19 protein-coding genes and 4 pseudogenes are annotated in these 26,300 nt (G+C 64.0%); 6 read left to right on the forward strand and 17 right to left on the reverse strand.

The window, feature by feature from the left end:
• Positions 1-23: 23 nt before the first annotated feature.
• The 5 genes from ACVWW3_RS33470 to ACVWW3_RS33490 form a co-directional block, all read right to left on the reverse strand.
• Positions 24-653 (reverse strand): hypothetical protein, encoded by a 630-nt coding sequence (locus ACVWW3_RS33470; protein WP_456651827.1) that lies wholly within the window; start codon positions 651-653, stop codon positions 24-26.
• A complete protein-coding gene (locus ACVWW3_RS33475; protein ID WP_247351830.1) occupies positions 650-1,693 on the reverse strand; it encodes a TAXI family TRAP transporter solute-binding subunit in 1,044 nt (347 codons plus the stop codon). Before ACVWW3_RS33475 ends, ACVWW3_RS33470 begins: the two co-directional genes overlap by 4 nt.
• Before the next feature lie 49 nt (positions 1,694-1,742).
• Positions 1,743-3,149: a hypothetical protein gene (locus ACVWW3_RS33480; RefSeq protein WP_456672277.1), complete on the reverse strand. Its 1,407-nt coding sequence runs from the start codon at positions 3,147-3,149 to the stop codon at positions 1,743-1,745.
• 34 nt (positions 3,150-3,183) lie between these two features.
• The gene (locus tag ACVWW3_RS33485; protein ID WP_456672278.1) at positions 3,184-3,372 is read right to left on the reverse strand and encodes a hypothetical protein; all 189 of its coding nucleotides are present in this window, start codon (positions 3,370-3,372) and stop codon (positions 3,184-3,186) included.
• Positions 3,373-3,827: 455 nt separating this feature from the next.
• On the reverse strand, positions 3,828-5,897 hold the full coding sequence (locus tag ACVWW3_RS33490) for a prolyl oligopeptidase family serine peptidase (RefSeq protein ID WP_456651825.1): 2,070 nt from the start codon (positions 5,895-5,897) through the stop codon (positions 3,828-3,830).
• Between the two features lie 208 nt (positions 5,898-6,105).
• On the opposite strand from ACVWW3_RS33490, the gene ACVWW3_RS33495 reads away from it, so the two are divergent.
• Positions 6,106-7,353 carry an MFS transporter gene (locus tag ACVWW3_RS33495; RefSeq protein ID WP_456651824.1) on the forward strand — a complete coding sequence of 416 codons (1,248 nt, stop codon included), beginning with the start codon at positions 6,106-6,108 and terminating at the stop codon, positions 7,351-7,353.
• A 140-nt stretch (positions 7,354-7,493) separates the two neighbouring features.
• Positions 7,494-8,733 (forward strand): annotated as a pseudogene (locus ACVWW3_RS33500) (MFS transporter).
• Between the two features lie 126 nt (positions 8,734-8,859).
• Here the strand turns inward: ACVWW3_RS33500 and ACVWW3_RS33505 are convergent.
• Both ACVWW3_RS33505 and ACVWW3_RS33510 read right to left on the reverse strand, forming a co-directional pair.
• Positions 8,860-9,354, reverse strand: coding sequence for a VOC family protein (locus ACVWW3_RS33505; protein ID WP_456651822.1), 495 nt, complete (start codon positions 9,352-9,354; stop codon positions 8,860-8,862).
• A 90-nt stretch (positions 9,355-9,444) separates the two neighbouring features.
• Entirely contained in the window at positions 9,445-9,990 is a 546-nt protein-coding gene (locus ACVWW3_RS33510) for a carboxymuconolactone decarboxylase family protein (RefSeq protein ID WP_456651821.1), read from the reverse strand.
• A gap of 136 nt (positions 9,991-10,126) precedes the next feature.
• On the opposite strand from ACVWW3_RS33510, the gene ACVWW3_RS33515 reads away from it, so the two are divergent.
• Together ACVWW3_RS33515 and ACVWW3_RS33520 are read left to right on the forward strand one after the other, a co-directional pair.
• On the forward strand, positions 10,127-11,326 hold the full coding sequence (locus ACVWW3_RS33515; RefSeq protein ID WP_456651820.1) for an acyl-CoA dehydrogenase family protein: 1,200 nt from the start codon (positions 10,127-10,129) through the stop codon (positions 11,324-11,326).
• Positions 11,327-11,464: 138 nt separating this feature from the next.
• Positions 11,465-12,604 (forward strand): acyl-CoA dehydrogenase family protein, encoded by a 1,140-nt coding sequence (locus tag ACVWW3_RS33520; protein WP_456672279.1) that lies wholly within the window; start codon positions 11,465-11,467, stop codon positions 12,602-12,604.
• A 278-nt stretch (positions 12,605-12,882) separates the two neighbouring features.
• On the opposite strand, the gene ACVWW3_RS33525 is transcribed toward ACVWW3_RS33520, so the two are convergent.
• The 10 genes and pseudogenes from ACVWW3_RS33525 to ACVWW3_RS33570 all read right to left on the reverse strand — a co-directional run.
• Positions 12,883-13,920 carry an amino acid ABC transporter substrate-binding protein gene (locus ACVWW3_RS33525; protein WP_247351867.1) on the reverse strand — a complete coding sequence of 346 codons (1,038 nt, stop codon included), beginning with the start codon at positions 13,918-13,920 and terminating at the stop codon, positions 12,883-12,885.
• A 53-nt stretch (positions 13,921-13,973) separates the two neighbouring features.
• Positions 13,974-14,567 carry a L,D-transpeptidase gene (locus tag ACVWW3_RS33530; protein ID WP_247351845.1) on the reverse strand — a complete coding sequence of 198 codons (594 nt, stop codon included), beginning with the start codon at positions 14,565-14,567 and terminating at the stop codon, positions 13,974-13,976.
• Between the two features lie 351 nt (positions 14,568-14,918).
• Positions 14,919-15,896, reverse strand: coding sequence for a hypothetical protein (locus tag ACVWW3_RS33535; protein ID WP_456651819.1), 978 nt, complete (start codon positions 15,894-15,896; stop codon positions 14,919-14,921).
• Positions 15,897-15,981: 85 nt separating this feature from the next.
• A complete protein-coding gene (locus ACVWW3_RS33540) occupies positions 15,982-16,545 on the reverse strand; it encodes a redoxin domain-containing protein (RefSeq protein WP_456651818.1) in 564 nt (187 codons plus the stop codon).
• A gap of 31 nt (positions 16,546-16,576) precedes the next feature.
• A pseudogene (locus ACVWW3_RS33545) lies at positions 16,577-17,277 on the reverse strand (cytochrome c biogenesis CcdA family protein).
• 367 nt (positions 17,278-17,644) lie between these two features.
• Entirely contained in the window at positions 17,645-18,256 is a 612-nt protein-coding gene (locus ACVWW3_RS33550) for a sigma-70 family RNA polymerase sigma factor (protein ID WP_247351852.1), read from the reverse strand.
• Positions 18,257-18,542: 286 nt separating this feature from the next.
• Positions 18,543-19,280, reverse strand: a complete 738-nt coding sequence (locus ACVWW3_RS33555; protein ID WP_247351854.1) for a response regulator — start codon at positions 19,278-19,280, stop codon at positions 18,543-18,545.
• Positions 19,281-19,290: 10 nt separating this feature from the next.
• A pseudogene (locus ACVWW3_RS33560) lies at positions 19,291-21,037 on the reverse strand (ATP-binding response regulator).
• Positions 21,007-23,037, reverse strand: a complete 2,031-nt coding sequence (locus tag ACVWW3_RS33565) for an ATP-binding protein (protein WP_456652131.1) — start codon at positions 23,035-23,037, stop codon at positions 21,007-21,009. Before ACVWW3_RS33565 ends, ACVWW3_RS33560 begins: the two are co-directional and overlap by 31 nt.
• A 111-nt stretch (positions 23,038-23,148) precedes the next feature.
• A pseudogene (locus ACVWW3_RS33570) lies at positions 23,149-23,511 on the reverse strand (TRAP transporter substrate-binding protein); the annotation flags it as partial.
• Between the two features lie 201 nt (positions 23,512-23,712).
• Between ACVWW3_RS33570 and ugpB the strand changes: the two are divergent.
• Together ugpB and ACVWW3_RS33580 are read left to right on the forward strand one after the other, a co-directional pair.
• Positions 23,713-25,038 carry a sn-glycerol-3-phosphate ABC transporter substrate-binding protein UgpB gene (gene ugpB / locus ACVWW3_RS33575; protein ID WP_456651816.1) on the forward strand — a complete coding sequence of 442 codons (1,326 nt, stop codon included), beginning with the start codon at positions 23,713-23,715 and terminating at the stop codon, positions 25,036-25,038.
• Between the two features lie 195 nt (positions 25,039-25,233).
• The gene (locus tag ACVWW3_RS33580; protein WP_456651815.1) at positions 25,234-26,175 is read left to right on the forward strand and encodes an aminoglycoside phosphotransferase family protein; all 942 of its coding nucleotides are present in this window, start codon (positions 25,234-25,236) and stop codon (positions 26,173-26,175) included.
• Positions 26,176-26,300: the final 125 nt, after the last annotated feature.

A 26,300-nucleotide genomic window follows, 5' to 3' on the forward strand; every position in this document is an offset into this window, starting at 1 on the left:
TGTTTCTCCCCGCTCCATGACCATCACCCTCCTGGTCTGGCGACGCTATGTGGCCATTTGCACGCAGCCGCCATTTTTTCACGCACGTTCTTGAATCCGCCGAGCCGGAACTGTCCCTCTTGCACCGCGCCGGTGCGGCTGGAAAGACGCACAATGATGCTACCGTCATCGGGTAATGACTTCAGCAATTGCACGGCATCGCCTCCCAAAGCGATTCCAGACCCGAACGACGGCGAGGCGGCCGCAAGTTGAATTGGCGGATCCGCATTGAGTCGATAAGAGACAGCATATTCGTTGGCGCCGCGTGAGAGCGCCGGTCCCGCGATCATGACTTCCGTGCGACCTTTGCGGCAGTGGATAGCGAGTTGCATCGCGGCGCCGTTCGGGCCGCTGACAGAAGAGATGGTGGCGGTGACGATCGGTGAATAGTCGACCGGCGATGTGGTCTCGCTGACCAGCCAGCTATCATCTGCCCCGCGTCGGCCAAGCGGTGGGCCCTTAGGTGATAAATCTTGCACACACTCCAGCTGCGCTGATCCCTTCGTCGCCGAACATGCCCCAAGTGTTTCCATGGAATCGCTCGTGCTTTGCGCGTACGCGATTCCGCAGACAATGTTGAAGGCGACGGCGAGTGGAGGAGCAGCAGTCTTCATGGCGGCGCCTGTGCGCTGCGCGCTTTGCGGTCTAGCCATTCCTGCGCGGCTTGGAAGCGGGTGAGACCGGGGACGGTTGCCGCGAGATTGATCGACCGCCATTTCGGGTCAAAGCCCGGCGCCTGCAGGCGATCGACGCGCGAGAACAGGTACTCGACAAGGCGTGCCACGCGTTGATAGCGGTTCGAGCGCGGCGGCCAGTTGAATGCAACAAGTGCTGTCGGCACCGCGATGGTCGAGACCCGCTCACCCTGCTTGATCAGATTGGGGTACTCATTTGCGTCCAAGGTCGCGGGCAGATAATAGTCCTCGAACTTCCTGTCGTAATGGACAGGGAGAAACTTGAAGCCCGCCTCCCAGCGGCCGCGCACGAAGGCGTCGACGGGTTTCGATGTGATGAACACGACGGCCGACATCTCTCCTTTGCGCATCTGCTCCAGGGCAACTTGATGCGGAATGAACGCCTTGTCGATCTCGATGCCGAGACGGCTAAAGATCAGCGGTCCTGAATAGGCGGCTGCGGTGCCCTGGGTATTGAAGTTCACTTTCTTGCCGGCAAGATCCTGCAGGCTTGTGATCTCCGGTCGCACGAAAATGTGCAGCTCAGACGGGAAAAGATTGAGCAGATAAGTGATGCGACTTTGGATCTGCGGTACCTGAAGCTTGTATTCATCGAGCGCGTCGGAATTGATGATGGCGGTATCGACACCACGCAAATAGAGCAGCGCATTAAGATTGTCGGTAGCGCCTCGGGTGACGATCGGGAGGAGATGCAGGTCTGCACCGTCGTCAACGACCCGGGCCATTTCTGCTGCGAGACGGATCGGCGCGCCCTCGAGCAGGCCGCCGGCAAGGCCGACCGTCCAGGCGTTCATTCGGTCTTTTTCGTTCACTTGCGGGAGTGGCCGTCGGACGAATTGTGCATCGCCCGTGGAGTTTTTCCCAGTTTGTGCTTTCAGGCAGGCCGGCTGAAGCAGAATGGCCATTGGCACCAGCGCGGTGACCAGCAGCAGCGAGAGTGACCTTGGCACCTTGTTCATGTCGTTCCCTTCTCGATCGCCATCGCAGCCTTTCGTTCTGCAACAAGACTCAGGGATGCAACGCATCCAGCCGTTCCTTGGCCTCGCGAATGCCGCCTCTCTGTGCCTTGGCGTAGAGTTCTCGCGCCTTGATCGCTTCGCTGCGCGTTCCATAGGTACCCCAGGCCGACAAAACCGCAGGATCATATGTCTCCGCGAGCATGAAACTTGCTCGTGCAATGTCCTTCTCAACCGCAAGCTCAAGCACAATTCGCGCTGCACCAATATTTCCCTGATCGAGCAATTCCCTGGCGCGCGGGATCAATCTGGCCTCTACCTCGTTTTGCTCTGAAACTATCAGCGGCTCCGCTGAGGTCACTTTCACCTTCTGCGTCGCCGGCAAGATCGAGCCTGCAGGTGGTTGCTCGGGGCCGCGCTCATCGGGGCGCCCCGCCGATGCGAGGTCGCTCTCCCTGGCGTCAGCCCTGCTCCGCTCCTGTTGCAGCGACTGCCGCAAATCGGCGATCTCTCGGCCCGCTGCCTGTTCCTGCTGCGAGGCCGCATCGGCCGCCTCACGCAAATGCACGTTTCGGCTTTCGATTTCGCGGCGCATTACGGTAAGTTTGCTCGCCAGCGCAGCGGCGTGCGCTCTGGCTTCTTCGAGTGCGCGGCGTTGTTGTTCGGCGTCGGCCGTTACCGCTCGCGCCGCTTTGGCCTCTGCGACGAGAACGGCGCTCCTTTCCCGTTCCTGCTGCAGGGACTGCCGCAATTCCGCGATCTCCTGTCCCTTTAGATCGCTTTGCTCAGCTGCCGCACCATCCGGCGTGAGCGGTCCGCGAGGTATTCCGGCAAGTTCACTCGCGAGTGCCGCGGCGCGTGACTGTGCCTCGTGGCGTTGTTGCACAGCGGTCGCGGTCGCTGCTTGCGCGGCGTTCACCTGCTTGTCGAGCACGGCGCTCCTGTCCCGCTCCTTCTCCAATGACCGTCGCAGTTCTGCGATGTCCTGAGCCGCCGCATCTCTCTGCTGCGCAGCGACAGCCTCCGCGTCGCGCGATTGTTGGTTCCGCGTCTCGATTTCGCGGCGGGTTCCGGCGAGTTGGTCCACGAGCGCGGCGCTGTGAGCTTGCTCCTGTTGAAGCGATTGCCGCAGCTGCTCCGTGGCCATTTCAGCCGCCTGCGTGCGCTGGACCGCCTCGTCAAGCTCTTTGCGCGCCCCGGCCAGTTCGCTGGCGCGTGGATCACTGCGGGGAGAATCGTCGACGAGCTGCTGCCGGCCCGTGCTTGCCGGCACCGCCAACACCGGGGCTCCAATCGTTTCTGGCTGAGGTGTTGCTTGCGAATTGGTCGCGATTTCCGCCTGCCGACCGAGGCTGACGACACTTTCGCCGTCGATGCGCGTCGCCTCCTGAGCCGTTCGCGCGTTGAATGGCTCGAACACACCGAGCAGGGTTGCTCCCACGAAGATTGCGACGATCAAGATCACAGCCGCCGCGAGCGAACTGCCTGACGGCTCAATCCTCTGGATCGACATCCTCGGTTGCGGGATACCAATGGGTCGGCGCGATGTCGATCGGAGAGCCGTCCGTCCAAACCCATTTGCCCTCCTCGCACGACCAGTGGGCGGCCTCAACAGCCCCGGCCGCATCTTCCACCCAGATGTCTTCTCCGTTCCTCGGCGCAATATCAATTGGGCGGCGCATGCATCACGCCTCTTTCAATAACAACTACAATGGCGTGATTAATCGGCCTGGTCGCATGGTTTTGGTACTCATCGAATTAATTAATGTCATAGAATAAATAAGATAGCTGAATTAAATATATAACACATAATTTTAATGCAAAATCAAATTAAATTCTCCGCCGCTCCGGCTCGCCGCGCGGGGGTAGGGCTATCGCATATGGGCGAGGACGGAGAGGAGGAAGTCGTTATTCCACCTCGCCTGCAGCAGCGGTGCAATATGCGATTCCCCCTATGCCTGCGGGGGAGGGCTGGGGAAAGGGTGTTTCCGCAACGGGGGTACCTCCTAGAGGATAAAACCCTCACCAGGCGCGCGGGACGATGCTTCGCATCGCCCGGGACGCGCCGACCTCTCCCGCAACCGGGAGAGATGCACCACTTGCTGGGCGGCGTGCGCTGAACTCGGGCAAGAGGCGATCACGCCTCGCCGTCCTCCCACCCGATCTTGTTCTTCAAGAACCGGAAGCCGAGCACCTCGAAGCCGGCGCGCTCCTTGTTGTCCTTGCCGTAGCCGTGGCCGCCTGCTTCCGGTTCGTAGAACCAGGCTTCATAACCCATCGCCTGGAGCTTTGCCGCCATCTTGCGCGCATGCCCGGGATGGACGCGGTCGTCGCGCCGGGTGGTGGCGATCAGGATCGGCGGATAGGGCTGGCCGGCTTTGACGTTGTGATAGGCGGAGTACGTCTTCAGCCAGTCCCACTCCTCCGGCTTGTCAGGATCGCCATATTCCGCGATCCAGCTCGCGCCGGCGAGCAGCTTTGTGTAGCGGCGCATGTCGATCAGCGGGATCGTGCAGAACAGCGCGCCGAAACGTTCGGGGTATCGCACCAGCATGTTGGTGATGAGGATGCCGCCGTTCGATCCGCCCTGCGCGGCGATGCGCTTCGCCTTGGTCACGCCACGGCGGACGAGATCCGCGGCGACCGCGGCGAAATCGTCGTGCGACAGTTTCTTGCCGGCGAGCCGGCCGGCATCGTGCCAGCGTGTGCCGAATTCGCCGCCGCCGCGCAAATTCGCCTGCACCGTCGTGCCGCCGCGCTCCAGCCACAGCTTGCCGAGCGATGCGTTGTAATACGGCTTCACCGAGAGCCCGAAGCCGCCATAGGCGCTCATATAGACCGGCGCATCGCCGCTCTCGCCGGCGGGGCCGGTCTGGACATAGGGAATGCGCTCGCCGTCGATCGAGATCGCCTCGTGCTGGGTCACCACGAGGCCGTCGGCAGTGAAAATCTTCGGCGCCTGCTTCAACACAATCGGGCTCGCGGCGCCGCGCTCCATCAGCAGCAGCGACGGCGGCGTCAGGGGATCCTGCACATTGGCGAGCAGGTCGCCATTGCTCTCGGAGGGATGGCGATCGAGCGGCCAGATGTCGACGACGCCGATCTGCGGCAGGCCGCCGAGTGACTCGCGGCTCCAGCTCGTGGCGGACGGCGTGCATATCTCGAATTGCGGCTGGAGTTCGTCGAGGATCGACAGTACCAGTCTGCCCCCGGCCCAGAACAGACCTTGCAGGGCGCGGCGAGGCTCCGGCTCGAACAGGACCGCGAAATCGCGGCTGCCGGCAAGGAATGCCGAGAGCGACATGCCGAGCACGGTGTCGGCGGCATAGGTTCTCCCCTCGATCGACCAGGCTTCGCGCAGCTTCATCGCGAACCAGTCGCCATGTGCCTGCATCCAGATGCCGGTCGGCAGGTCGAGCTTCGTCGTCGTGCCGTCTGCATCCCGCAGCCAGATCGTATGATTGAAGAAGTCGATCTGGTCGACGAACCAGCTGCGTGGGACCGCGGCGGTGTCGTCGGCTATGCCGGACATGGCCATATGATCGGCCGTGGTCTCGATCATCATCTGCGCCTGATCGACAGACTGGCCGCGCCGCCACAGGCGAACCGTCCGCGAATATCCCGAACTCGTCGCCATGCCTTCGCCATGGGCGCTCGACAGCAGCAGCGTGTCGGCATCGAGCCAATCGGCGCCGCCCTTGGCTTCCGGCAGCGCAAATCCGTCCTCAACGAAACTCTTGGTGTCGATGTCGAATTCGCGCAAGGTGACGGCGTCGCTGCCACCGCGCGACAGGCTCAAAATCGCCCGCGAGTTTCCCGGCTGTGTGGTGATGCCGCTCAGCAGCCAGTCCTCGCCTTCGCGCGCGGCGAGCTGGTCGACATCCAGCATGATCTCCCACGCTGGATGCGGCTTGCGAAACTCTGCAAGCGAAGTCCGCCGCCACAGGCCGCGCGGGTTGGTCGCGTCCTTCCAGAGATTGTGCAGATCTTTGCCGCGCCGGCTCACATAGGGAATGTTGTCGGGGCGATCGTAGATCGCCGCGAGGATGTCGCGATCGCGCTCGAAGGCCTTTCCACCAAATGCGTCGAGCGTCAGGCTGTTCTGCCGCGCGACGAAATCGAGCGCCAGCTTGCCCTCGATCTCCTCCAGCCACAGCCAGGGATCGTCGTCGGGAGCGCTGAGCGTAGGCCTGTCGTCGACGGACATGAACGAAACTCCTGAGATCGCGGCGGATAGGATTTGATCGAGCGCAAGCCGTCAAGAGCGCGGCCCATTATCATCGGCCCGATTGCGTCAGAGGCATGGCCTGCGCCCGTTTGCACCGGTTGCCCGCCCTCGCGCGCCCCGCCATAGTGCCTGGAATCAACAGGGTCCCTTGAAAGCCCCGTGAAAGCCTCTTGGGGCGGAAATGCCGATGTTAGACGTGACTGCAGCCGATGAGATCGCCGCCGACGCACGCGTGCGCGCCAATGTGGTGCGCCTTGCCGCCGCTCAGGCGCTGACCGGCGCCAATTCGGCGGTGATCTTCGCCACCGGCTCGATCGTCGGTGCGACGCTCGCACCCGACATGTCGCTCGCGACCGTGCCACTGTCGATGTATGTGCTGGGGCTTGCGGCCGGCACCTTGCCGACCGGCGCGATCTCGCGCCGCTTCGGTCGCCGCTGGGCGTTCATCATCGGCACGGGTCTGGGTACGCTCACCGGCCTGCTCGGCTCGTTCGCGATCCTGCACGCCTCGTTCGCGCTGTTCTGTGTCGCAACCTTCCTCGGCGGTCTCTACGGCGCGGTGGCGCAATCCTATCGCTTCGCCGCCGCGGACGGCGCCAGCGCGGCGTACCGGCCCAAGGCGGTTTCCTGGGTGATGGCGGGCGGCGTGTTCGCCGGCGTGCTCGGTCCGCAGCTCGTGCAATGGACCATGGACGTCTGGCAGCCTTATCTGTTCGCCTTCAGCTTCCTGGTGCAGGCCGCGGTCGCGCTGGTCGCGATGGGCATCGTCGCCGGAGTCGACATGCCGAAGCCGGCGCCGGCCGATCTGCACGGCGGGCGGCCGCTGCTCGACATCGTGACCCAGCCACGCTTCATCGCGGCGGCGCTGTGCGGCGTTATCTCCTACCCCATGATGAATCTGGTGATGACCTCGGCGCCGCTCGCCATGAAGTTGTGCGGCTTGAGCCTTTCCGATTCCAATTTCGGCATTCAATGGCACATCGTCGCCATGTACGGGCCGAGCTTCTTCACGGGCGCGCTGATCGCGCGCTTCGGCGCGCCGAAGGTCGTTGCCGGCGGCCTGCTGCTGGAGGCCGGTGCGGCCGGCATCGGCCTGTCCGGCATCACCGCAATGCATTTCTGGGCGACGCTGATCGTGCTCGGTGTGGGGTGGAATTTCTCCTTCATCGGTGCCTCCGCGCTGGTGCTGGAGACGCACCGGCCGCAGGAGCGCAACAAGGTGCAGGCCTTCAACGATTTTCTGGTGTTCGGCATGATGGCGATCGGCTCGTTCTCGTCCGGCCAATTGCTCGCCAATTACGGCTGGTCCGCGGTGAACATGGTGGTGTTCCCACCGGTGCTGCTCGGCCTCGCCGTGCTTTCGTTCGCCTCCTTTGCCCGCCGCCGAAAGGCGCGGCTGGACGCTGCCATGGGTGAGTTCCCGGATGCGATTTAAGGTGGCAGGAGACTGTCAGCAGCGTTGATAGTTCGACCCGGGTCGAAGTGATTTTCGGGGCTTGGGTTGTTACATGATGCTCGTCATGAACAGGCGGGCGTGAAGCACGGCGCTCGCGGGGAAACAAAGGACAAGCGCAAATGCTCGACAATCCCCGGCACGACGCATCCATCGACGAATCCTCTCTTCGCTACGAAGGCTGGCCCATCGTCGCGGTGTGCTTCCTGCTCGCGACCTTCGGCTGGGGCCTCGGCTTCTACGGCCAGAGCGTCTATGTCGCCGAGCTCCAGCGCGCGCACGGCTGGTCGGCCTCGCTGATCTCATCCGGCACGACGTTCTTCTATCTGTTCGGCGCGCTGCTCGTCGTTTTCGTTGGCGAGGCCGTCAACAAGTACGGGCCGCGCCTCGGCCTGATCGCGGGCACGCTGGCGATGTCGGTCGCAGCGGTCGCGATCGGCGCGGTGCGCGAGCCGTGGCAGCTTTATCTCGCGAACGCCGTGCTCGCCTTCGGTTGGGCCGGCACCAGTTTGGCGATGATCACCAACACGATCAGCCTGTGGTTCGACCAGAAGCGCGGCATGGCGATCAGCCTGGCGCTGAACGGCGCAAGCTTCGGCGGCATCGTCGGCGTGCCGCTGCTGGTGACCTTGATCGGTCGTATCGGCTTCGCCAGCGCGATGTTCACCGTCGCCGGCGCCATGCTGGCGCTGCTCGTGCCGGTGATCCTGATTGTCGTCGGCCGTCCGCCCGATCTCCATGGTCGGCGTGCAGCGACGAAAGCAAAGCCGCAATCGTCGGCGCAGATCCGCGCCGGGGCGTTGCGCGATGTCGGCTTTCTTACCGTGACGGTCGCGTTCGCGCTGGTGCTGTTCGCGCAGGTCGGCTTCATCGTGCACCTGATCTCGTTCCTCGATCCCGTGATCGGACGCGAGCGCGCCGCCGTGGCCGTCGCGGTGCTGACGGCGATGGCGGTGATCGGTCGGGTGCTGTTCTCGCTGGTGATCGACCGCCTCAACCAGCGGCTTGCGTCCGCGCTGTCGTTCCTGAGCCAGGCCGTGGCGCTTCTCGCCGTCATCAATTTGCACAATGATTACGTGTTGATCGCCGCCTGCGCGTTGTTCGGCTTCTCCGTCGGCAACCTCATCACGCTGCCGTCGCTGATCGTGCAGCAGGAATTCGACTCCGCCTCGTTCGGCGTGCTGATCAGCCTCAACACCGCGATCAACCAGGTGACCTATGCGTTCGGCCCCGGCGTGGTCGGCTTCCTGCGCGACTTTTCGGGCGGCTATGCGCTTCCGTTCTATCTCTGCATCGCGCTGGAGGTGGTGGCGGCGCGCGTTGATCATGGTGCGCGGGAGACCGCATGTGAAGACGACGTAGGGCCCGACAGCGTCTCTACACACCCTGTCATTGCGAGCGCAGCGAAGCAATCCAGACTGCCACCGCGGAAAGGTTCTGGATTGCTTCGTCGCTTCGCTCCTCGCAATGACGGGGAGAGAGTGGAGTTTAAGCCTCGCGCTGCTTCAGCAGCTCTTCCAGGTCCAGCCGCTTCGTGACCATCGCAAGCTTTCCGTCCGCCCCGAACGGCCATTGCTCCCTGGGCCGGTCCCGATACAGCTCCACGCCATTCTGGTCCGGGTCGCGCAAATACAGTGCCTCGCTGACGCCATGGTCGCTGGCGCCGTCCAGCGCAATGCCGGCCGAGAGCACGCGGTGCAGCGCATCCGCCAGCGCGGGCCGTGTCGGATAGAGGATCGCGGTGTGATAGAGACCGGTCGCATCAGGTGGCGGCGGCGAGCCGCCCTTGCTCTCCCAGGTATTGAGCCCGATGTGGTGGTGATAGCCGCCGGCCGAGATGAAGGCCGCGCCGGAGCCCATCCGCTGCATCAGCTCGAAGCCGAGCACGCCGCAATAGAAGCCGAGCGCGCGATCGAGATCGGCGACCTTGAGGTGAACGTGGCCGATCCTGGTGCCGGCATGGACGGCTGGGCTTTGCGACATGTAGCTGCTCCGTTGGTGAATTCCACATAAGGCGAGCCGGGGCACAGCGCTACCGGGCTATTCCGAAACCCAGCGTTTCCGAATCGGCAATCAAGCCAGCTCCTGGACCTCGCCCTCCGGCAACTCGAACTCAAACGTGTTCAGCGTCATCGACACCATTGTGTAATAACCGCACAGTCCGATTACCTCGACGACGCCGCGCTCGCCGAGCACCTTTACCGCCTCGTCATAGAGGCCCTTCTCGACGCCGTGGCCCTCGTGCAACGACTTCGCGACGTCGTAGATCATCTTGCCCTTGGGATCGTCGAAGACGGGCGTGCGGCGGTCGCGGATGGCGTCGATGATCTCGGGCTTCATGCCACCTGCAAGCGCCAGGCGCTTATGCGCATACCATTCGTAATGCGCTGTCCAGTACCGCGCCGTCACCAGGATCGCGATCTCCGAAAGTTTTGCGGGGAAGATCGTGTCGTAGCGCAGGACCTCGCCGAGTCGCGTGGCGTGACGGGCCATGTCGGGGCTGTTGAGCCAGGCCATCATCGGCGCCGGCGGCTTGCCGCGTTTGCCGGCAATCGACTCGTCATAGGTCTGCCGCTGGCTCTCGTTCATTTCGCCAGGCGAAAGAAGCTTCAGGCGCATTGTTGTTTCCTCTTTCTTTTCAAGCTTCGCCGTCGCGGCGACTATAGCCGATGCGGGACGCGGAAGTGGTTGAATTCCACGAGGCGATGGCCCAGAGTCGCCGACAACAAGTCGTTTTTGATTGATGGAAACGCCCATGAGCGATGCTGAAAACACCGATCTTGAAACGTTCCGCAAGCAAACACGTGCCTGGCTCGAGGCCAACTGCCCGCCGGAGATGCGCCGGCCCGCGATCTCCGACGCCGATGTGTTCTGGGGCGGACGTAACGCAAAATTCTCGTCCGAGCCGCAACGCATCTGGTTCGAGCGCATGCGCGACAAGGGCTGGACCGTGCCGGACTGGCCGAAGGAATATGGCGGCGGTGGCCTCAGCGCTGCCGAACACAAGGTGCTGCGCGCGGAAATGGCCAAGCTGGGTGCGCGGCCGCCGCTGTCGAGTTTTGGCATCTGGATGCTTGGGCCGGCGCTTCTGAAATACGGCAACGACGCCCAGAAGAAGGAGCATCTGCCCAACATCGCCGCGGGCCTGATCCGCTGGTGCCAGGGCTATTCCGAGCCGAACGCCGGCTCCGATCTCGCTTCGCTCCAGACCCGCGCCGAGAGCGACGGCGATGATTTCGTCATCACCGGCCAGAAGATCTGGACGTCCTATGCCAACTATGCCGACTGGATCTTCTGCCTGGTGCGCACCGATTCCGCGGCGAAGAAACACGACGGCATCAGCTTCATCCTCTTCGACATGACGTCCAAGGGTGTCTCGACCAAGCCCATCCTCCTGATCTCCGGCTACTCGCCGTTCTGCGAGACCTTCTTCGACAATGTCCGCGTGCCGAAATCGCATGTGGTCGGCACCGTCAACCGCGGCTGGGACGTCGCAAAATATCTGCTTCAGCATGAGCGCGCGATGATATCAGGCATGGGCGAGCGCGGCGTCGGTCGTCCGCTCGGCCAGATCGCGGCGGATTCCGTCGGCACCGATGCGCTGGGGCGGCTCGACGATCCCATGCTGCGTGGCCGGATCGCCAGCTTCGACGTCGACGAGGCTGCGCTCGCGGCCTGCGCCGAGCGCGCGGTCGACCTCGCCAAGGCGGGTCAGGCGCATCCGGCGTTCTCTTCGGCGATGAAATATTACGGCACCGAGCTCAACAAGCGCCGTTACGAAATTCTGATGTCGGCCGGCGGTGTCGATGCGCTGGAATGGGAGAGCGAGCGTTCGAAGCAAGGCGCCCGGCCACGCGCCTGGCTGCGTACCAAGGCCAACTCGATCGAGGGCGGCACGACGGAGGTCATGCTCGGCATCGTCGCCAAGCGCATCCTCGATCTGCCGGGGGCGTAAGCGAAGTCCTCATCCCGAGGAGTGGCCGTCAGGCCGCGTCTCGAAGATGGCCTCGTGGTTCGAGACGGCGCTGACGCGTCGCCTCACCATGAGGGTCACCACCGAATTCCGCCGAACCGCACTTTGTTGGAGCCCGCCATGGCCCTCGTCCTTACCGAAGAACAATCGATGCTCCGCGACAGCGCGCGCGGGCTGATCAGCGACAAGGCGCCGGTGTCGCATCTGCGCAGCTTGCGCGATAGCAAAGACCCCACCGGCTTCTCCAAGGAGTTTTGGCATTCCTTCGCCGAGATGGGTTTTGCCGGCTTGCTGGTGCCGGAAGAGTTCGGCGGCAGCGGCCTCGGCTATGTCGAGGCCGGCGTGGTGATGGAGGAGATCGGCCGCGCGCTGATGCCGTCGCCCTTCCTCGCCACCAGCGTGGTCGCGGCCTCGGCGCTGAACCGTGGCGGCAATGCCGCGCAGAAGTCGGAATATTTGCCGAAGATTTCCAACGGCTCGCTGCTCGCGACGCTCGCGGTCGACGAGGGCGCAAAGCACCGCCCGCTTCAAACCAGCTTGCAGGCGGTGCGCGCCGGCAACGGTTTCAGGCTCTCCGGCGCCAAGGCGCTGGTCGTCGACGGCCATGTCGCCGACCTCCTCATCGTCGCCGCGCGCACCGCGGGCGCTGCCGGCGAGCGCGAGGGGCTGACGCTGTTCCTGGTCAACCCCAAGGCCAAGGGCGTTGCGATCGAGCGCACCATCATGGTCGACGCGCACAATGCGGCGCGCATCGAGCTTGCCAATGTCGAAGTCGATGCCGACAGCGTGCTCGGCGAAGTCGACCAGGGTGGCGCGCTGCTCGACGGCGTGCTCGATATCGGCCGTGGCGCAGTTGCCTCCGAAATGGTGGGCTTGAGCGAAGAGGTGTTCAACCGCACCGTCGAGTACCTGAAGAGCCGCAAGCAGTTCGGCAAGCTGATCGGCGAATTCCAGGCGCTGCAGCACCGCGCCGCCGAGCTCTATGTCGACATCGAGATTTCCCGCGCCGCGACGATGAAGGCGCTTCAGGCGCTGGATACGGACGTTGCCAAGGCCGCCTCAGCCGTCGCAGTGGCAAAGGCCCGCGCCGGCACCACCGCCGCGCGCGCGGTGCAGGAAGGCGTGCAGATGCATGGCGGCATGGGCATGACCGACCAGTTCGACATCGGCTTCTTCATGAAGCGCGCGCGTGTGTGCGAGGAATTGTTCGGGGACGCCAATTACCACACCGAGCAGCTGGCAAGGGCGCGGGGGTATTGAGCTCCATCTCCTCATGGTGAGGAGCCGCGCTCTTGCGCGGCGTCTCGAACCATGAAGGCCCGGCTGGGGCCTGCATCCTTCGAGACGCGCGTTCCGCGCTCCTCAGGATGAGGGGGAGAGAGCGTCACCCGTTACGTAGGTCGTCATGGCCGGGCTTGTCCCGGCCATCTACGTTCTTAATGTGCCTCAAACGTAGATGCCCGGGACAAGCCCGGGCATGACGAATGAGGATGTGGCGCGAGCCCCGCTCCGCTCGCAATGACGGCGGATAGAGCTCCTTATCTCACCGGCGGCGCGTACTGCACGCCACCGGCATTCCACAGCTGGTTCATCCCGCGCGGGATCTTCAGCTTGGACTTCTCGCCGATATTGCGCTCGTACATCTCGCCGTAATTACCGACGTTGCGGATGATGCGGACGACCCAGTCCTTGGTGAGGCCGAGCTGCTCGCCGTAATTGCCCTCGGTGCCGACCAGTCGCATCACTTCCGGCTTCTTCGACTTCAGGGCCTCGTCGATGTTTTCCGAGGAGACGCCAAGCTCTTCGGCGTTGATCATCGCGTACAGCGTCCACTTCACGATCATCATCCAGTCGTCGTCGCGCTGGCGCACGACGGGGGCGAGCGGCTCCTTGGAGATCATGTCCGGCAGGATCATGTGGTCGCCGGGCTTCGACAGGTTGATCCGCAGCGCGTAGAGCTGGGAGACGTCGGCGCTCAGCGTGTCGCATTTGCCGGTATCGTAGGCTTTCACGACGTCGTCCAGCTTGTCGAACTTCATCTCTTCGTACTTCATGTTGTTCGCACGGAAGTAATCCGCGACGTTGAGCGCCGTGGTGGTCCCCGTCTGGACGCACACCTTGCTGCCGGTCAGGTCCAGTGCGGTCTCCTTGTTGCGCGCGCGCGGCAGCATGAAGCCTGCGCCGTCATAATAAGCGACCGCCGGGAAATAGAGGTCATATTCGAGTTCGCGCGCCATGCTCCAGGTCGAGTTGCGCGAGAGGATGTCCACTTTCCGGCTCTGCAATTCCTTGAAGCGCTCGCTGGCATCGAGCGCGACGAATTTCGCCTTGTTCGGATCGTTGAAGATCGCGGAGGCCACCGCGCGGCAGAAATCGACGTCGAAGCCGGTCCAGTTGCCCTTGTCGTCGGGGATCGAAAACCCCGGCAGGCCCTTGTTGACGCCGCACAGCACTTCGCCGCGGCGCACGGTGCGCTTCAGCGTGCGGGTGTCGTAGAATTCATAGATGATGGCCAGGACGGCGACCAGCACGGCGACTGCGAGCCCGATCAGCAGGCCGCCTCGAAAAGTGCGCATCATGTTGCTCTCTCGAAAATATCGGGAAAAGGAATTTTGACGAAGCGGGAAGATCAGAGTTCGGGCTTCTGCCGGATCACCACCCTGGTGCCGACAGGGACGCGATCGTAGAGATCGGCGACGTCGTGGTTGACGAGCCGGAAGCAGCCCGAGGACACTTTGGTGCCGATCGTGTCGGGCCGATTGGTGCCGTGGATGCGGTAGACGGTGGTGCCGAGATACATGGCGCGCGCACCGAGCGGATTGCCGGGGCCGCCGGCCATGAAGCGCGGCAGATAGGGCTGGCGCTGGATCATCTCCGGCGGTGGCGTCCAGTCCGGCCACTCCTTCTTGTTGGTGATGTTCACTAGCCCCTGCCACTGAAAACCATCGCGGCCGACGCCGATGCCGTAGCGGATTGCGCGACCGCCGGGCTGCACCAGATAGAGATGCCGTTCGGCGGTCGAGATGATGAGGGTGCCGGGCGCTTCGGTGGTGCGGAAGTAGACGACCTGCTTCTGCCATTCCGGATCGAGCTGGTAGGCATCGTCGGCGACCAGGCCCGGCTCGTCGCCGCGGTCGGGCTGCTGGGCGTAGGCATGCGGGATGGCCAGGACCAGGCCGATCGCAGCCACAAACATCCCAGTCAGGCGACGAATATCCGTCATTTCAAGCTCTCCCCGCTGCCACAGCGCAAATCATCAGAAACCATCTGAACCCAGGGGCAGCTTCATGGCAAGTTGATGCTGCGCCCGGCTGGTATGTCACGAGAATGCTTTGGTTTTTTGACGGAGCGCGGGCAATGCCACAAACGGGGCATGGCGCGAAAAGCAGTGAGCTGGGCGCGATGTGCTCCCTCCCCCCCGCTTGCGGGGGAGGGTCGGGGAGAGGGTGTCTCCGCAGGAAGACTCCCCCAGAGGAGAGAACCCTCACCCGGCGCTCTGCGCCGACCTCTCCCGCAAGGGGGAGAGGTTAGAGCGAGCACGCGGCCAGATCACGTGAGCCGAAGGGCAACCTTGTCACTGGATCTGATTGCTCTCAGCCGCGATCCCGAGGCGCCGGACGATCTCGGCGCCTACGGCCCGGGCCTCAGGCCGCGAACCGATGCGCGGGCTGCGAAACCGTTGTCCTGAGAGCAACCGGATCACAACGATGCAGTGCTCGTCTTCCGACCGGCCGCGGCGCTCGACCGTGATCGTCTTCACCTGGCGCCCTTCAATATGGTCGGCGCGCAACGTGCCGTCGCCCCACAGGCGTTCGACGCGGATATCGCCTTGGCGGATGATCCAGAAAGCGCCGGTCACGAGATTGGCGTATCTGTGCACGGCGAAAGCGGCAATCGCGCCAACCGGCAGCAGCATCATGTCGACCGGCCCGGGGGAGAGGCCACGCCAGAGCCTGTAGGCGTAGGGTACGGCACATAGCGCGACGACGATCAGTGCGACGATCCTTATGTCCCTCGTGGAAAACGGCTCGAGGGGGTCGCCGAGACGCATCTCGGGATTGCTGGCATCAAGCGGATTGACGGGGGACTCGACGTCGGGAACGTCGAATTGTGCGGCGATCCGCGCCACCGTGTCGTGCACGTGGGTGACATCGGCGATCGGCGGGGATGTCAGGCGCTCCCCGGAGGCCAGCGTGAAGGCGAGCCGAAAGCGGGCTTTCGCCCTCTTGCTGCCGGGAACCTGCAATCCCCTGATGTCGTCTTTGGCGACGACCCGCGTCCGGAGTTTTCCGAACGGGCGCTGCTCTCCGATCAAGATCTCGTCCGCCGTGATGATCCACACCACCGCCGGCGCCAGCATGATGACGCCGACGAACGCTGCTCCCACGAGGAGCGCGACCACGGAGATGATCACTTCCAGGGTGTCGTGCGTGAACAGGCCCGGCGTGAAGCACAGCGCAACGGCGGCCGCAAAGCCGGCCATGACCAGCCGCTGCGCGATCGAGGCGCCTTCACGAAGGCGAATGTCGGTGCTGGTGCTGGCGTCGTCCATCGCGGGCGGCTGATTGCGTTGCCGCGAAACTCCACGGACGGGTCCGTGGAGTCAAGCAACAAGGGCGGGACCGCCGCAACCGGCATCAGCTGTTGGCGTTCAGCAGCTTTGCCACGGTGCGATCAATCTCGTCATAGCGGCCTTCGCCCTCGTGCTGGAACACGATCTTGCCGTTCTGGTCGATGATGTATTGCGCCGGCCAATATCGGTTGCGGTAGGCGTTCCAGGTCTTGGAATCATTGTCCTGCGCCACCGGATAGGTGATGCCGTGGCGCTTCAGTGCGGACTGGACGTTGGAGGCCGAGCGCTCGAACGGGAATTCCGGCGTGTGCACGCCGACCACGACGAGGCCCTTGTCCTTGTATTTCGCATAGAGCTCGGTGACGTGCGGCAGCGTGTTGACGCAGTTGACGCAGCCATAGGTCCAGAAGTCCACCAGCACGACCTTGCCGCGGAGATCGGCAATGTTCAGCGGTTTGGAGTTGAACCAGTTGTTGATGCCGGCGAAGTCGGGCGCGGCCTCCTGGCTGGCGGCAGCGGTGACGACAGGCACGGCGCGCGCGGCCTCGTCGCAGATGCCGGGAATGACGGCGCCGGTCACAGCGATGCCGATCAGTGCGGCGGAGACGGCGAGCAGTTTGAAAGTCATGGATGAGTCCTCCGGTTGAGATGCGCGATGATCACAGGCCGATCTGGCCGGTGGGATAAAAGCCGGTGAGCCACGCCACGATCAGCGTGTCGTATTGGAAATAGGCGGCGAGGGCGAAGCCGATCACCACGACGCCAAAGCCCCTGCTGAAGCCGTGGCGAGATGCGGGCGAGGCTGCGCACCCGCGTGGTCGCGGCCTGCCCGCCATAGGCGATCGCCAGCATCGGAATCGCCGCGCCGATCGCGTAGGCCACCAGCAACGTGCCGGCCCAGCCAAAATTCTTCGCGGTCGCGACCAGCGTCAGGATCGAGCCGAGCACCGGGCCCGCGCAGGGCGTCCAGACCAGGCCAAGCGTGGTGCCGAGCAAGAGCCCGCCGAGCGCGCCCTCGCGCTGCGTAGCGTTGGAATTGCCGAGATCGAGCCAGCCATTGAGCCGGATCGACAGCCATTCGAACGGCGCCGGCCACAGCATCAACAGACCGAAGCCGAGCAGCAGGATCGATGCCGCCTCGCGCAGCACGTTCGGATCGAAATCGAACAGCCGCGTGATTGCACCGAGCAGCAGCGCGGTCGTCGAGAACGAGATGACGAAGCCGAGCGCGATCATCGCCGGCCGCAAGTGTCCCGCGCGCCCGATCGAGGGCCCCGAGCAGGATCGGCAGCATCGGCAGCGTGCAGGGCGCGGCGATGGTGAGGACGCCGGCAAGGAGAGCGAAGATGAGTTCCAGCATGGGGTACTCGTGATGGGGGTCACGAGGGGAGTTCGGGGTGGATGTGTCGGACGTTACGCGCCGTCACACGTTCGTGACGGGGAAGCCGTGGCCGCATCGGTGGTGTGCCCCCTCTCCCGCAAGCGGGAGAGGCGGGAGCCCGTGGTTGGCCCCACAGACCCCCAAAATACAAAACGACCCGGAGGGGGGCATCCCGTCCGGGTCGTTGGAGGTCTTGGGAGGTTTAACGAAACCGTATGTGAGTTTTATAGGAAGAAAGTTTTTCCGCCTGATGTTGTGCTTTGTTTCAATTGTTTCGTCCGCGGTAACACTTCCGTGTCCGGGATAGGACCATCGTAAAACCCTATCTCTTTGAAATAATTCATCTTTAGGCAGCGAAGCGCTCGACGCCGGCGCCCTTAAGCAACTCGGCCAGTTGCTTGCGGGCGTAGAACATGCGGGTCTTCACCGTGCTCTGCGGGATGCCGATGATCTGACCGACCTCCTCCACCGACTTCTCATGGTAGTAGACGAGGTTGATGATTTCGCGATGCGCGGGTGACAATTTCTGAACGCAGGCGCGCAGGATGGCGCTGGTATCGCTGCGGTCGAGCGAGGTCTCGGGCGTGTCGCAACCATCGGCGATCTGTCGCACGTCTTCCTGGTCGATGTCCTCGAAGCGGCGCTGGCGCATCGCGGTGAGCGCCTTGAAGCGGGCGATCGAGAGCAGCCAGGTCGAGACCTGCGAGCGGCCCTGAAATTGGCCGGCGGTCCGCCACACATCCAGAAACACCTGGCTGACGAGGTCTTCCGCCGTGGTGGCGTCCCGCACGATCCGCAGGATGAAGCGGTAGACGCGCACACTGTGACGGCAATAAAGGATGTGCATGGACGTACGGTTGCCGTCGGCAATGCTTTCGAGAAGCATGTCGTCCGAGGTCGCCTGAGCGGCGATGATGCTCTGGCTGGCTTGGGCGTTGATGGCGATGACGTTCGGCATTGACCTGGCTCCCCGTAGCGCCGCAACCGAGCGGCGTTTCCTTCGAGCAAAGTGTTAATGAGCCAACGTTTCGGGACGTCTGCACGAAAAGAGGAAAATGGTTTCGTGCGCCGCCAAATTGTTTCGTCGGATAGGGTGCGACGAAACATTCGGGGCAAAAAGGCGTGGAATTTCAATATACGGAAAATACGGGGCGGGGGTCAGGGACGCTTGGAACGTATTTCGGGCCTTTGCGTTCGCTGTCGCCTCAACCCCGATGTCGTCCTGGCTTTCGCGAGGACGACACTCAAGCCTTCTCCCCGACCGGCGAGAACAAATAGCCGCCGCCGCGGATGGTGCGGATCACGGCGGGTTTTGTCGGATCGGGCTCGATCTTGCGGCGGATGCGCATGATGCGCAGATCGACGGCGCGGTCGAAGGCTTCGGCGTCGCGCGCGTTGGCCAATTCCAGCAGGCGCTCGCGCGACAGCACGCGCTTCGGGTTGGCCGCGAACACCTTCAACAGCCCGAACTCGGATGCGGTCAGCGGATGCTCGTTGCCCTCGTCGTCGCGCAAGGCCTGCGCTTCGAGATCGAGCCACTTTGTCCCGAACCGTACCAATTGCTCCTTGTCCGATTTCGCAGCCGCCGCTTCCGCCGCCACGGCTTTCACCGGCGTGCTCCGGCGCAGCACCGAGCGGATGCGCGCCATCAGCTCACGCAGCTCGCACGGCTTTGCCACGTAATCGTCGGCGCCGAGCTCGAGGCCGACGACACGGTCGATCGGGCTCGCCGTCGCGGTGAGCATGATCACCGGCACGTTGATGCGGCTCTTGAGGTCGCGGATGATCGAGAGCCCGTCTTCCTCGGGCATGTTGAGGTCGAGCACGACGAGGTCGGGCATGCTGCCGTCGATCGCGGTGCGCAACGACTTGCCGCCGTCGCACAGCGTCACGGTGAAGCCGTGCATCTTGAGGTAATCGCCGACCATCTCCCGGGCCGGGGCCTCGTCATCGACAATCATGATGTGCTGGCTTTGGGTCATGGTCTTGAAATCACGGGATTTCTGTCGCGGGGAGGGTGATGGTGAAGGTCGAGCCCTTGCCGGGGCCCTCGCTCTCGGCGGTCACTTCGCCGCCATGCATGTCGATAATACGCTTGACGATGGACAACCCAAGCCCCGTCGAGCTCTCGCCGGCGGTCGGTTTTGCGGACAGTCGCTGGAACCGGCCGAACAGGCGGCCGAGATCCTCCGGCGACAGGCCGGCGCCCTCGTCGCTGACGCGGACGATGGTGTCGCCGCCCTCATGGCTGACGGCGACGTCGATCTTGCCGCCGATCGGTGAGTATTTGATCGCGTTGCTGATGAGATTGTCGATCGCCTCGCGGATGCGGTCGGTGTCGCACATGGTGACGATGTTGGCCGGCGCGATAACGCTGATCGCCTGCTGCTTGTTGACCGCGAGCGGCTGGTTGGCCTCGGCGACCTCCTTGACCAGCGCCGCGACGTCGACCGGCTCGCGACGGATGGTGATGTCGAAGGCATCGGCCATCGCGTCCGAGATCAGATGGTCGACCATCGTGGTCAGGCGCTTCGTCGCATCGCGGATGTGATCGACCTGGGCGACCACGCCGCTCGACGACGCGCCGGTCGAGATCAGCTCTTTCAGCATCTCGGTGCGGCCGAGGATGACGCCGAGCGGGTTCTTCAGATCATGTGCGACGGTGCCGAGAATCTCGTTCTTGAAGCCGTTGGCGCGCTGCAGCCGCAGCCATTGCGCCGAGAGGCGGCGGTTGGCCTGCATCAGCGCCCGGGTGCGCTGGGCGACGCGGTCTTCCAGCTGGGTGTTGGCGGCCTGGAGCTGCTGGTAGAGGATGACGTTGTCGAAGGCGATCGAGAGCCGGCTGGAGAAGATCTCGACCAGCGAGCGGTCGGTCTCCGACAGCTCGCGCTCGGCCTGGAGCAGCACAACGACCTCGCGGCCGCTTCCGGTGCGCAAATAGATCACGCTGCGGTGGTCGGCGAACTCGTTCTTGCGGCGCTGGAACGCGTCCTCCACCATCTGGCGCAGCTCGGGGTCGAGCGCCTTCGAGGTGGTCATGCCGATGAAGCGGCTGTAGCAGCCGCTGCCGGCGAGCACCGAGAGCTCGGGGTCGATGCCGCCATTGTCGCGCAAAACCAGTATACCGGCGCAATCGACATTGAGCAGCGAGGCGAGCTGGGTCAGCACGCCCTCGGCGAGCCGCTGCATCGACTTGAAATCGTACAGCGTCGAGGCGGCGTCGATGATGATCTCGAGCCCGCGCCGGGTCTGCAGCATGCGCTCGAGCTGCTGGTAGGAGCGCAGCGCCGCGGTCAGCGAGGTGAACAGCTTGTCGGCGGTGAGCTCGGTCTTGGCCTTGTAGTCGTTGATGTCGTACTGCACGATCACGCGCCGCTCGGGCGCCTGCGCCGGGCTGCCCGGTGCGCAGGATGATGCGCACGGTCTCGTTCTTGAGCTCGTTGCGGATGTACTCGACCAGGTCGAGGCCGGCGACGTCGGTTTCCATGATGACGTCGAGCAGCACGGCGGCGATGTCGCTGTGCGCGGCCATCAGCTTGCGACCTTCCGCCGCGGAATGGGCAGAGAGGATCTCCAGGCCCTGGCCGTTGAGACTGTAGTCCGACAGCGCGAAGCGGGTGCCGTCATGCACGGCCTGATCGTCGTCGATGACGGCGATCTTCCATTTCCGGGCGTCAACATCCTCCGACGCGGTACCGGTGTCGTCGATCAGGTGGAGGACATCGTCCTGTTCGGCCATTGAGAAGTCCCGTCAGTCTCTGTGCTTTGCGCGCCGCCCCTGGCGACCCGGGGCATGATAATGCGAAATGTAGTGCCTTGTCCCAGCTTGGATTCCAGCATCATGCGACCGCCGAGCTGCTGGGTGACGAGGTTATAGACGATATGGAGGCCGAGTCCCGTGCCACCTTCATTGCGCCTTGTGGTAAAAAATGGGTCAAAGGCCTGGCGCTGCACGTCGGAGGTCATGCCGGCCCCGTCATCGGTGAAGATGATCTCGACGTCGTCGGCCCCGCGGGGCCGCGCCGAGATCGTGATCGTGCCGGCACGGCCGTCGGCAAAGGCGTGGTTGGCGGCGTTGAGGAAGAGGTTGGTCAGGATCTGGCCGTAGGAGCCGGGATAACCGTCGAGCAGCAGCCCCTCGGGCATGTCGACATGGAGCGTGATCGGCGACCGCTTCAGCACCGGGCGCAGGCTCGCGATGATCTGGTCGGTGGCTTCGCTCAAGGAGAATTGCCGCCGCTCGGCATGGGAGCGGTCGACCGCGACCTGCTTGAACGACTGGATCAGTTCGCCGGCGCGCTGCAGGTTGGCGACCAGCTGCTGCGAGGCGTCGCGCGAGGATTGCACGAATTCTTCGAGCTGCGACCGGCGCAGGCCGCCTTCGCCCTTGAGCTGGGCCTCGAAGATCTCGGTGCGCCGGGCGAAGCTGGACGCGACGGTCAGGCTGATGCCGATGGGGTTGTTGACCTCGTGGGCGACGCCGGCGACGAGGCCGCCGAGGGCTGCGAGCCGCTCGGCGTCGATCAGATTCTGCTGCGCGGTGTTGAGCTCGAGCAGCGCGCTCTCGGCCTTCTCTTTGGATGCGCGCAGCTCGTCCTCGGTCTCGCGCTTGGCAATCGCGTTTTCGCGGAATACTTCCACCGCGCGCGCCATGGCGCCGACTTCGTCGCGCGCGCGCGTGCCCTGCACCTCGCGGCCGAGGTCGCCGAGCGTAATCGCGCGCATCGCAGCCATGATCTGCTGCAGCGGCAGCCGGATCGACAGCGCGATCAGCACGCCGGCGGTGAGGATGATGCCGAGGAAGATCACGGCGATGGAAAGAACACGCCGCGAAATGTCCGCGAGCGTCCGGTCGAACGTCTCCTGCGCCTTCTGCTCGCGCTGGCGCATCTTGGTGGAGAGGTCGTCGATGGCGCCGATCGCCTCGGCCTGGTTGGCGTCGATGGTGCTGCGCAGCAGCTCGGTGCGACTCGTGAGCTGTTCGGAGAGCTTTGCAAAGCCCTCGCGCAGCGCCATGGTGCGGGCCCCGAGCTTTTGCAGCGCCATGCGCTGGAGATCGTTTTCGGCGAGATCGATCATGACCGGGATGGTTGTCTCGATCGTCTCGGTGTTGCGCCGCGCCTCGTCGGCTGCGGCCGGTGACAGCGACAGATAGTAGGAATTGGCCGCGACCAGCATCGCGGTGAAGGCCTCGCGCGACTTGCCGAGCGAAGGCCAGATCAGCGCGTCGCGATGGCCGGTGGCGCCTTCGATGATGGAGTAGAGGCCGGCCATGTCCCTGGCGGGTCCCTGCACCTGATCCTCGTAGGTCCTGGCGATGGTGACCTGCACGCTGCGCAGTTCGCCAAAGCCGTTGAGAAAGCGGTCGGTGGTACGCTCCAGCTCCTCGACCGAGCCCGACAGCATCGGGTCGTTGGCGGCGCGGTTGGTCAGCGTACCCAGCACCGCCTCGCGCAGCAGCAGGATCTCGGCGAACAGATCCGGGCTCGGCTGGTTGATGTAGCGGTGGATCAGATTGTGCAGCCGCCCTGTCTCGCTTTCGAGCAGCGCCAGAATCCGGTCGGACTCGCGCACCTGGCGCACGTCGTCCCAGGCCGAGCCGAGCACCTGCGAGCCGTTCCAGATCAGCGCGACCAGCACCACCACCACGGCGGAATTCAGCGCCGCGATCGACAGGATGCGCCAGCGGATCGGCACCGCCCGGAGCGCACCGAGGAGCCGCGCGCGCAGCCGCCCGATCGGGCCGGGCGGCCTGTCTGCGTGCTCGCTGTGTCCAAGCCCGGGCAAGAGGCCTTACTCCACCTTGCGAATGCGTTCGATCAGCGCGGTCGCGGCGGGATCGTCGACGGTCCTCGCGTAGACCACGCTCTTCACCGGGCGGAGGCCGTTGTAGGTCGACCGCGCGCCGGAATCGCAGAGGGCGAGGCCGACCAAGCCGCAGGGCTCGAAACCGCCGAGGGTCTCACTGCCGATGGGGCCGTCCAGCACCTTCTGCATGTGCTCGATGGACCGGAGGATCTCGTGCCGGCCGCCGCTGCGCTCGGCGATCAGGGCGCCCATATAGCGCAGCGCCTGCACGGTCGGATAATCCTCGGTCTGGGTGTCGGCCGCGCGGAATTCACGCGCGACGGCGCTCGTCGCGCAGATGGCGATCACAAGCGCGACGAAAACCACCCCGGTCCGCGAGCGTTCGGCACGGTTCAACACTGGCACACTCAACCCCTCAGTGGTGGAGTCTATGGCGGGAGGAAAAGGTTCAATGCAATCTAGCAGATGGTCGGGGGAAGGCCATCCCGCCCGGCGCAGCCGCATGATTGTGCGGCGCGGCCGGCGCGCATTCCCGGTTGAAACCGCAAATGCCGCGCCTTAAGCAGGGACAGCCGCCTTTCGTCGTGCGGCACGGGAAGAGCCATCGTGACTTCAGCATCGCGCCTTTTGCAGATCGTCGCCGCCTTTGCGGCTCTCTCATTGGCTGCGCCGGTGCGTGCCGCCACCGACATCGCGTGGTGGCACGCCATGTCCGGCGAGCTCGGCCGGCAGCTCGAGAAGCTCGCCTCCGACTTCAACGCCTCGCAGCCGGATTATCGCGTCGTGCCAACTTACAAGGGCAATTACACCGAGACGGTGACGGCAGCGATCTTCGCCTTCCGCTCGCGCAGCCAGCCCGCGATCGTTCAGGTCAACGAGGTCGCCACCGCCACCATGACCGCGGCCAAGGGTGCGATCTATCCCGTGTTCAGCCTGATGCGGGACATGAACGAGCCGTTCTCGCTGGGCGATTACCTTCCCGCCGTCTCCGGCTACTACACCGATGCGGCCGGCAATCTGTTGTCCTTCCCGTTCAATTCGTCGACGCCGATCCTCTATTACAACAAGACCATGTTCCGCGACGCGGGCCTCGATCCGGAGACGCCGCCGAAAACCTGGCCGGAGCTCGGCGCTGCTGCAAAACGCCTGCGCGATCGCGGCGCGGCGTGCGGCTTCACCACGTCCTGGCCGTCCTGGATCCATGTCGAGAACTTTTCGGCGTTTCACAATCTGCCGCTCGCGACCCGGGCCAACGGCTTTGCCGCGCTGGATGCCGAGCTGACCGTCAACAATCCGGTCGTCGTCAAACACGTTGCCCAACTTGTCGAATGGCAAAAGACAAAACTGTTCGATTATAGCGGCCGCGGCCAGTCGGCCGAGCCGCGCTTCCAGAACGGCGAATGCGGCATCTTCATCGGCTCCTCGGCGACGCGGGCCGACATCAAGGCGAATTCGAAATTCGAGATCGGCTACGGCATGATGCCGTATTGGCCCGACGTGAAGGACGCGCCGCAGAACTCGATCATCGGCGGCGCTACATTGTGGGTGCTGCGCGACCGCCCGCGCGAGGAATACAAGGGCGTGGCGCGGTTCTTCGCCTATCTGTCGCAGCCCGGCGTGCAGGCCGCCTGGCACCAGAACACCGGCTATCTGCCTGTTACCCGCGCCGCCTTCGAGCTGACGCGCGCGCAAGGTTTTTACGAGCGCAATCCGGGCTCGGCGATCTCGTTCGAGGAGATCACGCTGCATCCTCCGACGGAGAATTCGAAGGGCATCCGGCTCGGCTCCTTCGTGCTGATCCGCGGCGCGATCGAGGACGAGCTGGAGCAGGCCTTTGCCGGCCACAAGAGCGCGCAAGGAGCGCTCGATTCCGCAGTCGTACGCGGCAACAAGCTGCTGCGCCAGTTCGAGCGCGCCAGCCCGGATAGGTAGCGGCGACCCGAGCGCGCGCCTCGTCCTTCGAGACGACCGCTTCTAGCGGTCTCCTCAGGATGAGGCTTAAGCGGCATCGGTGCCCGTTGAAATTGCTGCCACGCACTCCGCCCTCATCCTGAGGAGCCCGCCAAAGCGGGCGTCTCGAAGGATGGGCCCCCGGGATTGTTTGAAATGCTATTAAGGTTGCGATCGATGACACTACCTCACTTCGCCGACGCAGAAAGCTTTCGCGCCTGGCGCTCCACTTCCTCGCAATGGCTGCCGATCGCGCTCGACATCGCGCGCAGCCACGGTCTCGATGTCAGCGCGCCGCATGTATTTTCGACCGGCACCAATCTTGTCGTGGGCTTCGGCGAGAAGCTGATCCTGAAAATCTTCCGGCCGCTGCTTCGCGCGCAATTCGTCTCCGAGCGCGGCTCGCTGACGCAGCTTGCCGGCCGCCTTGACTTGCCGATTCCCGAGATCGTCGCGGAGGGGATGCGCGACGGCTGGCCTTATCTGATCATCACGCGCCTTGCCGGCACGCTCGGCTCGGAGGTCTGGCCGCAATTAGCCGAAGCGCAGAAGGAGCGCGTGCTGCGTCAGATCGGCGAGACCATTGCGTCCGTGCAGCGCGCGCCGCTCGGCCCGCTTGCGCAAATCGAGCCGCGCTGGGATGGCTTCATGCGCGCCCAGATGCTGGGCTGCAAGGCGCGACACACGCGTCTCGGCCTTGCGCCGAAATTCCTCGTCGGCCTCGACGATCTCCTGCGCGACGCGCCAAAACTCATTCCGATGGACGCGCCGCCGGTGATCCTGATCGGCGAATACATTCCGGAGAACTTCTTGCTCGCCTGCCGCGACGATCAATGGTCGCTCGCCGGCCTGTTCGACTTCGGCGACGTGCTGGCGGGATGGCGCGATTACGATTTGCTCGGCCCCAGCGCGTTCATGGCAGCGGGCCGGCCGGGGAGGGTGCGCAGCCTGCTCGAGGGTTTTGGTTATGCGAAGCCGGACTACGCGCTCAAGCGCCGGCTGATGGCGCTGATGCTGCTGCACCGTGCCAGCGACCTCAACAGCCACGTCTGCATCGAGGGCTGGCAGGAGAAGGCGAACGATCTTGTCGAGTTGCAGGATTTGATCTGGCCGGGATGACGCCCGCGGCTTGAGCGGAGAAGGTCAGCAGTCTATTTTCTGTGCAAATACGCTTCTTTGTATGCAATGACTTGGCATCTTGCTTGGGTGCGGCAGCTTGGTCGAAAAGCTAAATTATTTTGTCT

Source organism: Bradyrhizobium sp. LM2.9 (assembly GCF_054056555.1).

Excerpts from the sequence above, each read along its gene's own strand:
- ACVWW3_RS33515 (WP_456651820.1), top strand. The coding sequence starts at position 10,127 with ATGAGCGATGCTGAAAACACCGATCTTGAAACGTTCCGCAAGCAAACA.
- ACVWW3_RS33530 (WP_247351845.1), bottom strand. The coding sequence starts at position 14,567 with ATGACGGATATTCGTCGCCTGACTGGGATGTTTGTGGCTGCGATCGGC.
- ACVWW3_RS33555 (WP_247351854.1), bottom strand. The coding sequence starts at position 19,280 with ATGACCCAAAGCCAGCACATCATGATTGTCGATGACGAGGCCCCGGCC.
- ACVWW3_RS33525 (WP_247351867.1), bottom strand. The coding sequence starts at position 13,920 with ATGCGCACTTTTCGAGGCGGCCTGCTGATCGGGCTCGCAGTCGCCGTG.
- ACVWW3_RS33475 (WP_247351830.1), bottom strand. The coding sequence starts at position 1,693 with ATGAACAAGGTGCCAAGGTCACTCTCGCTGCTGCTGGTCACCGCGCTG.
- ACVWW3_RS33495 (WP_456651824.1), top strand. The coding sequence starts at position 6,106 with ATGTTAGACGTGACTGCAGCCGATGAGATCGCCGCCGACGCACGCGTG.
- ACVWW3_RS33580 (WP_456651815.1), top strand. The coding sequence starts at position 25,234 with ATGACACTACCTCACTTCGCCGACGCAGAAAGCTTTCGCGCCTGGCGC.
- ACVWW3_RS33510 (WP_456651821.1), bottom strand. The coding sequence starts at position 9,990 with ATGCGCCTGAAGCTTCTTTCGCCTGGCGAAATGAACGAGAGCCAGCGG.
- ACVWW3_RS33485 (WP_456672278.1), bottom strand. The coding sequence starts at position 3,372 with ATGCGCCGCCCAATTGATATTGCGCCGAGGAACGGAGAAGACATCTGG.
- ACVWW3_RS33505 (WP_456651822.1), bottom strand. The coding sequence starts at position 9,354 with ATGTCGCAAAGCCCAGCCGTCCATGCCGGCACCAGGATCGGCCACGTT.
- ACVWW3_RS33535 (WP_456651819.1), bottom strand. The coding sequence starts at position 15,896 with ATGGACGACGCCAGCACCAGCACCGACATTCGCCTTCGTGAAGGCGCC.
- ACVWW3_RS33550 (WP_247351852.1), bottom strand. The coding sequence starts at position 18,256 with ATGCCGAACGTCATCGCCATCAACGCCCAAGCCAGCCAGAGCATCATC.
- ACVWW3_RS33540 (WP_456651818.1), bottom strand. The coding sequence starts at position 16,545 with ATGACTTTCAAACTGCTCGCCGTCTCCGCCGCACTGATCGGCATCGCT.
- ACVWW3_RS33520 (WP_456672279.1), top strand. The coding sequence starts at position 11,465 with ATGGCCCTCGTCCTTACCGAAGAACAATCGATGCTCCGCGACAGCGCG.
- ACVWW3_RS33470 (WP_456651827.1), bottom strand. The coding sequence starts at position 653 with ATGAAGACTGCTGCTCCTCCACTCGCCGTCGCCTTCAACATTGTCTGC.
- ACVWW3_RS33490 (WP_456651825.1), bottom strand. The coding sequence starts at position 5,897 with ATGTCCGTCGACGACAGGCCTACGCTCAGCGCTCCCGACGACGATCCC.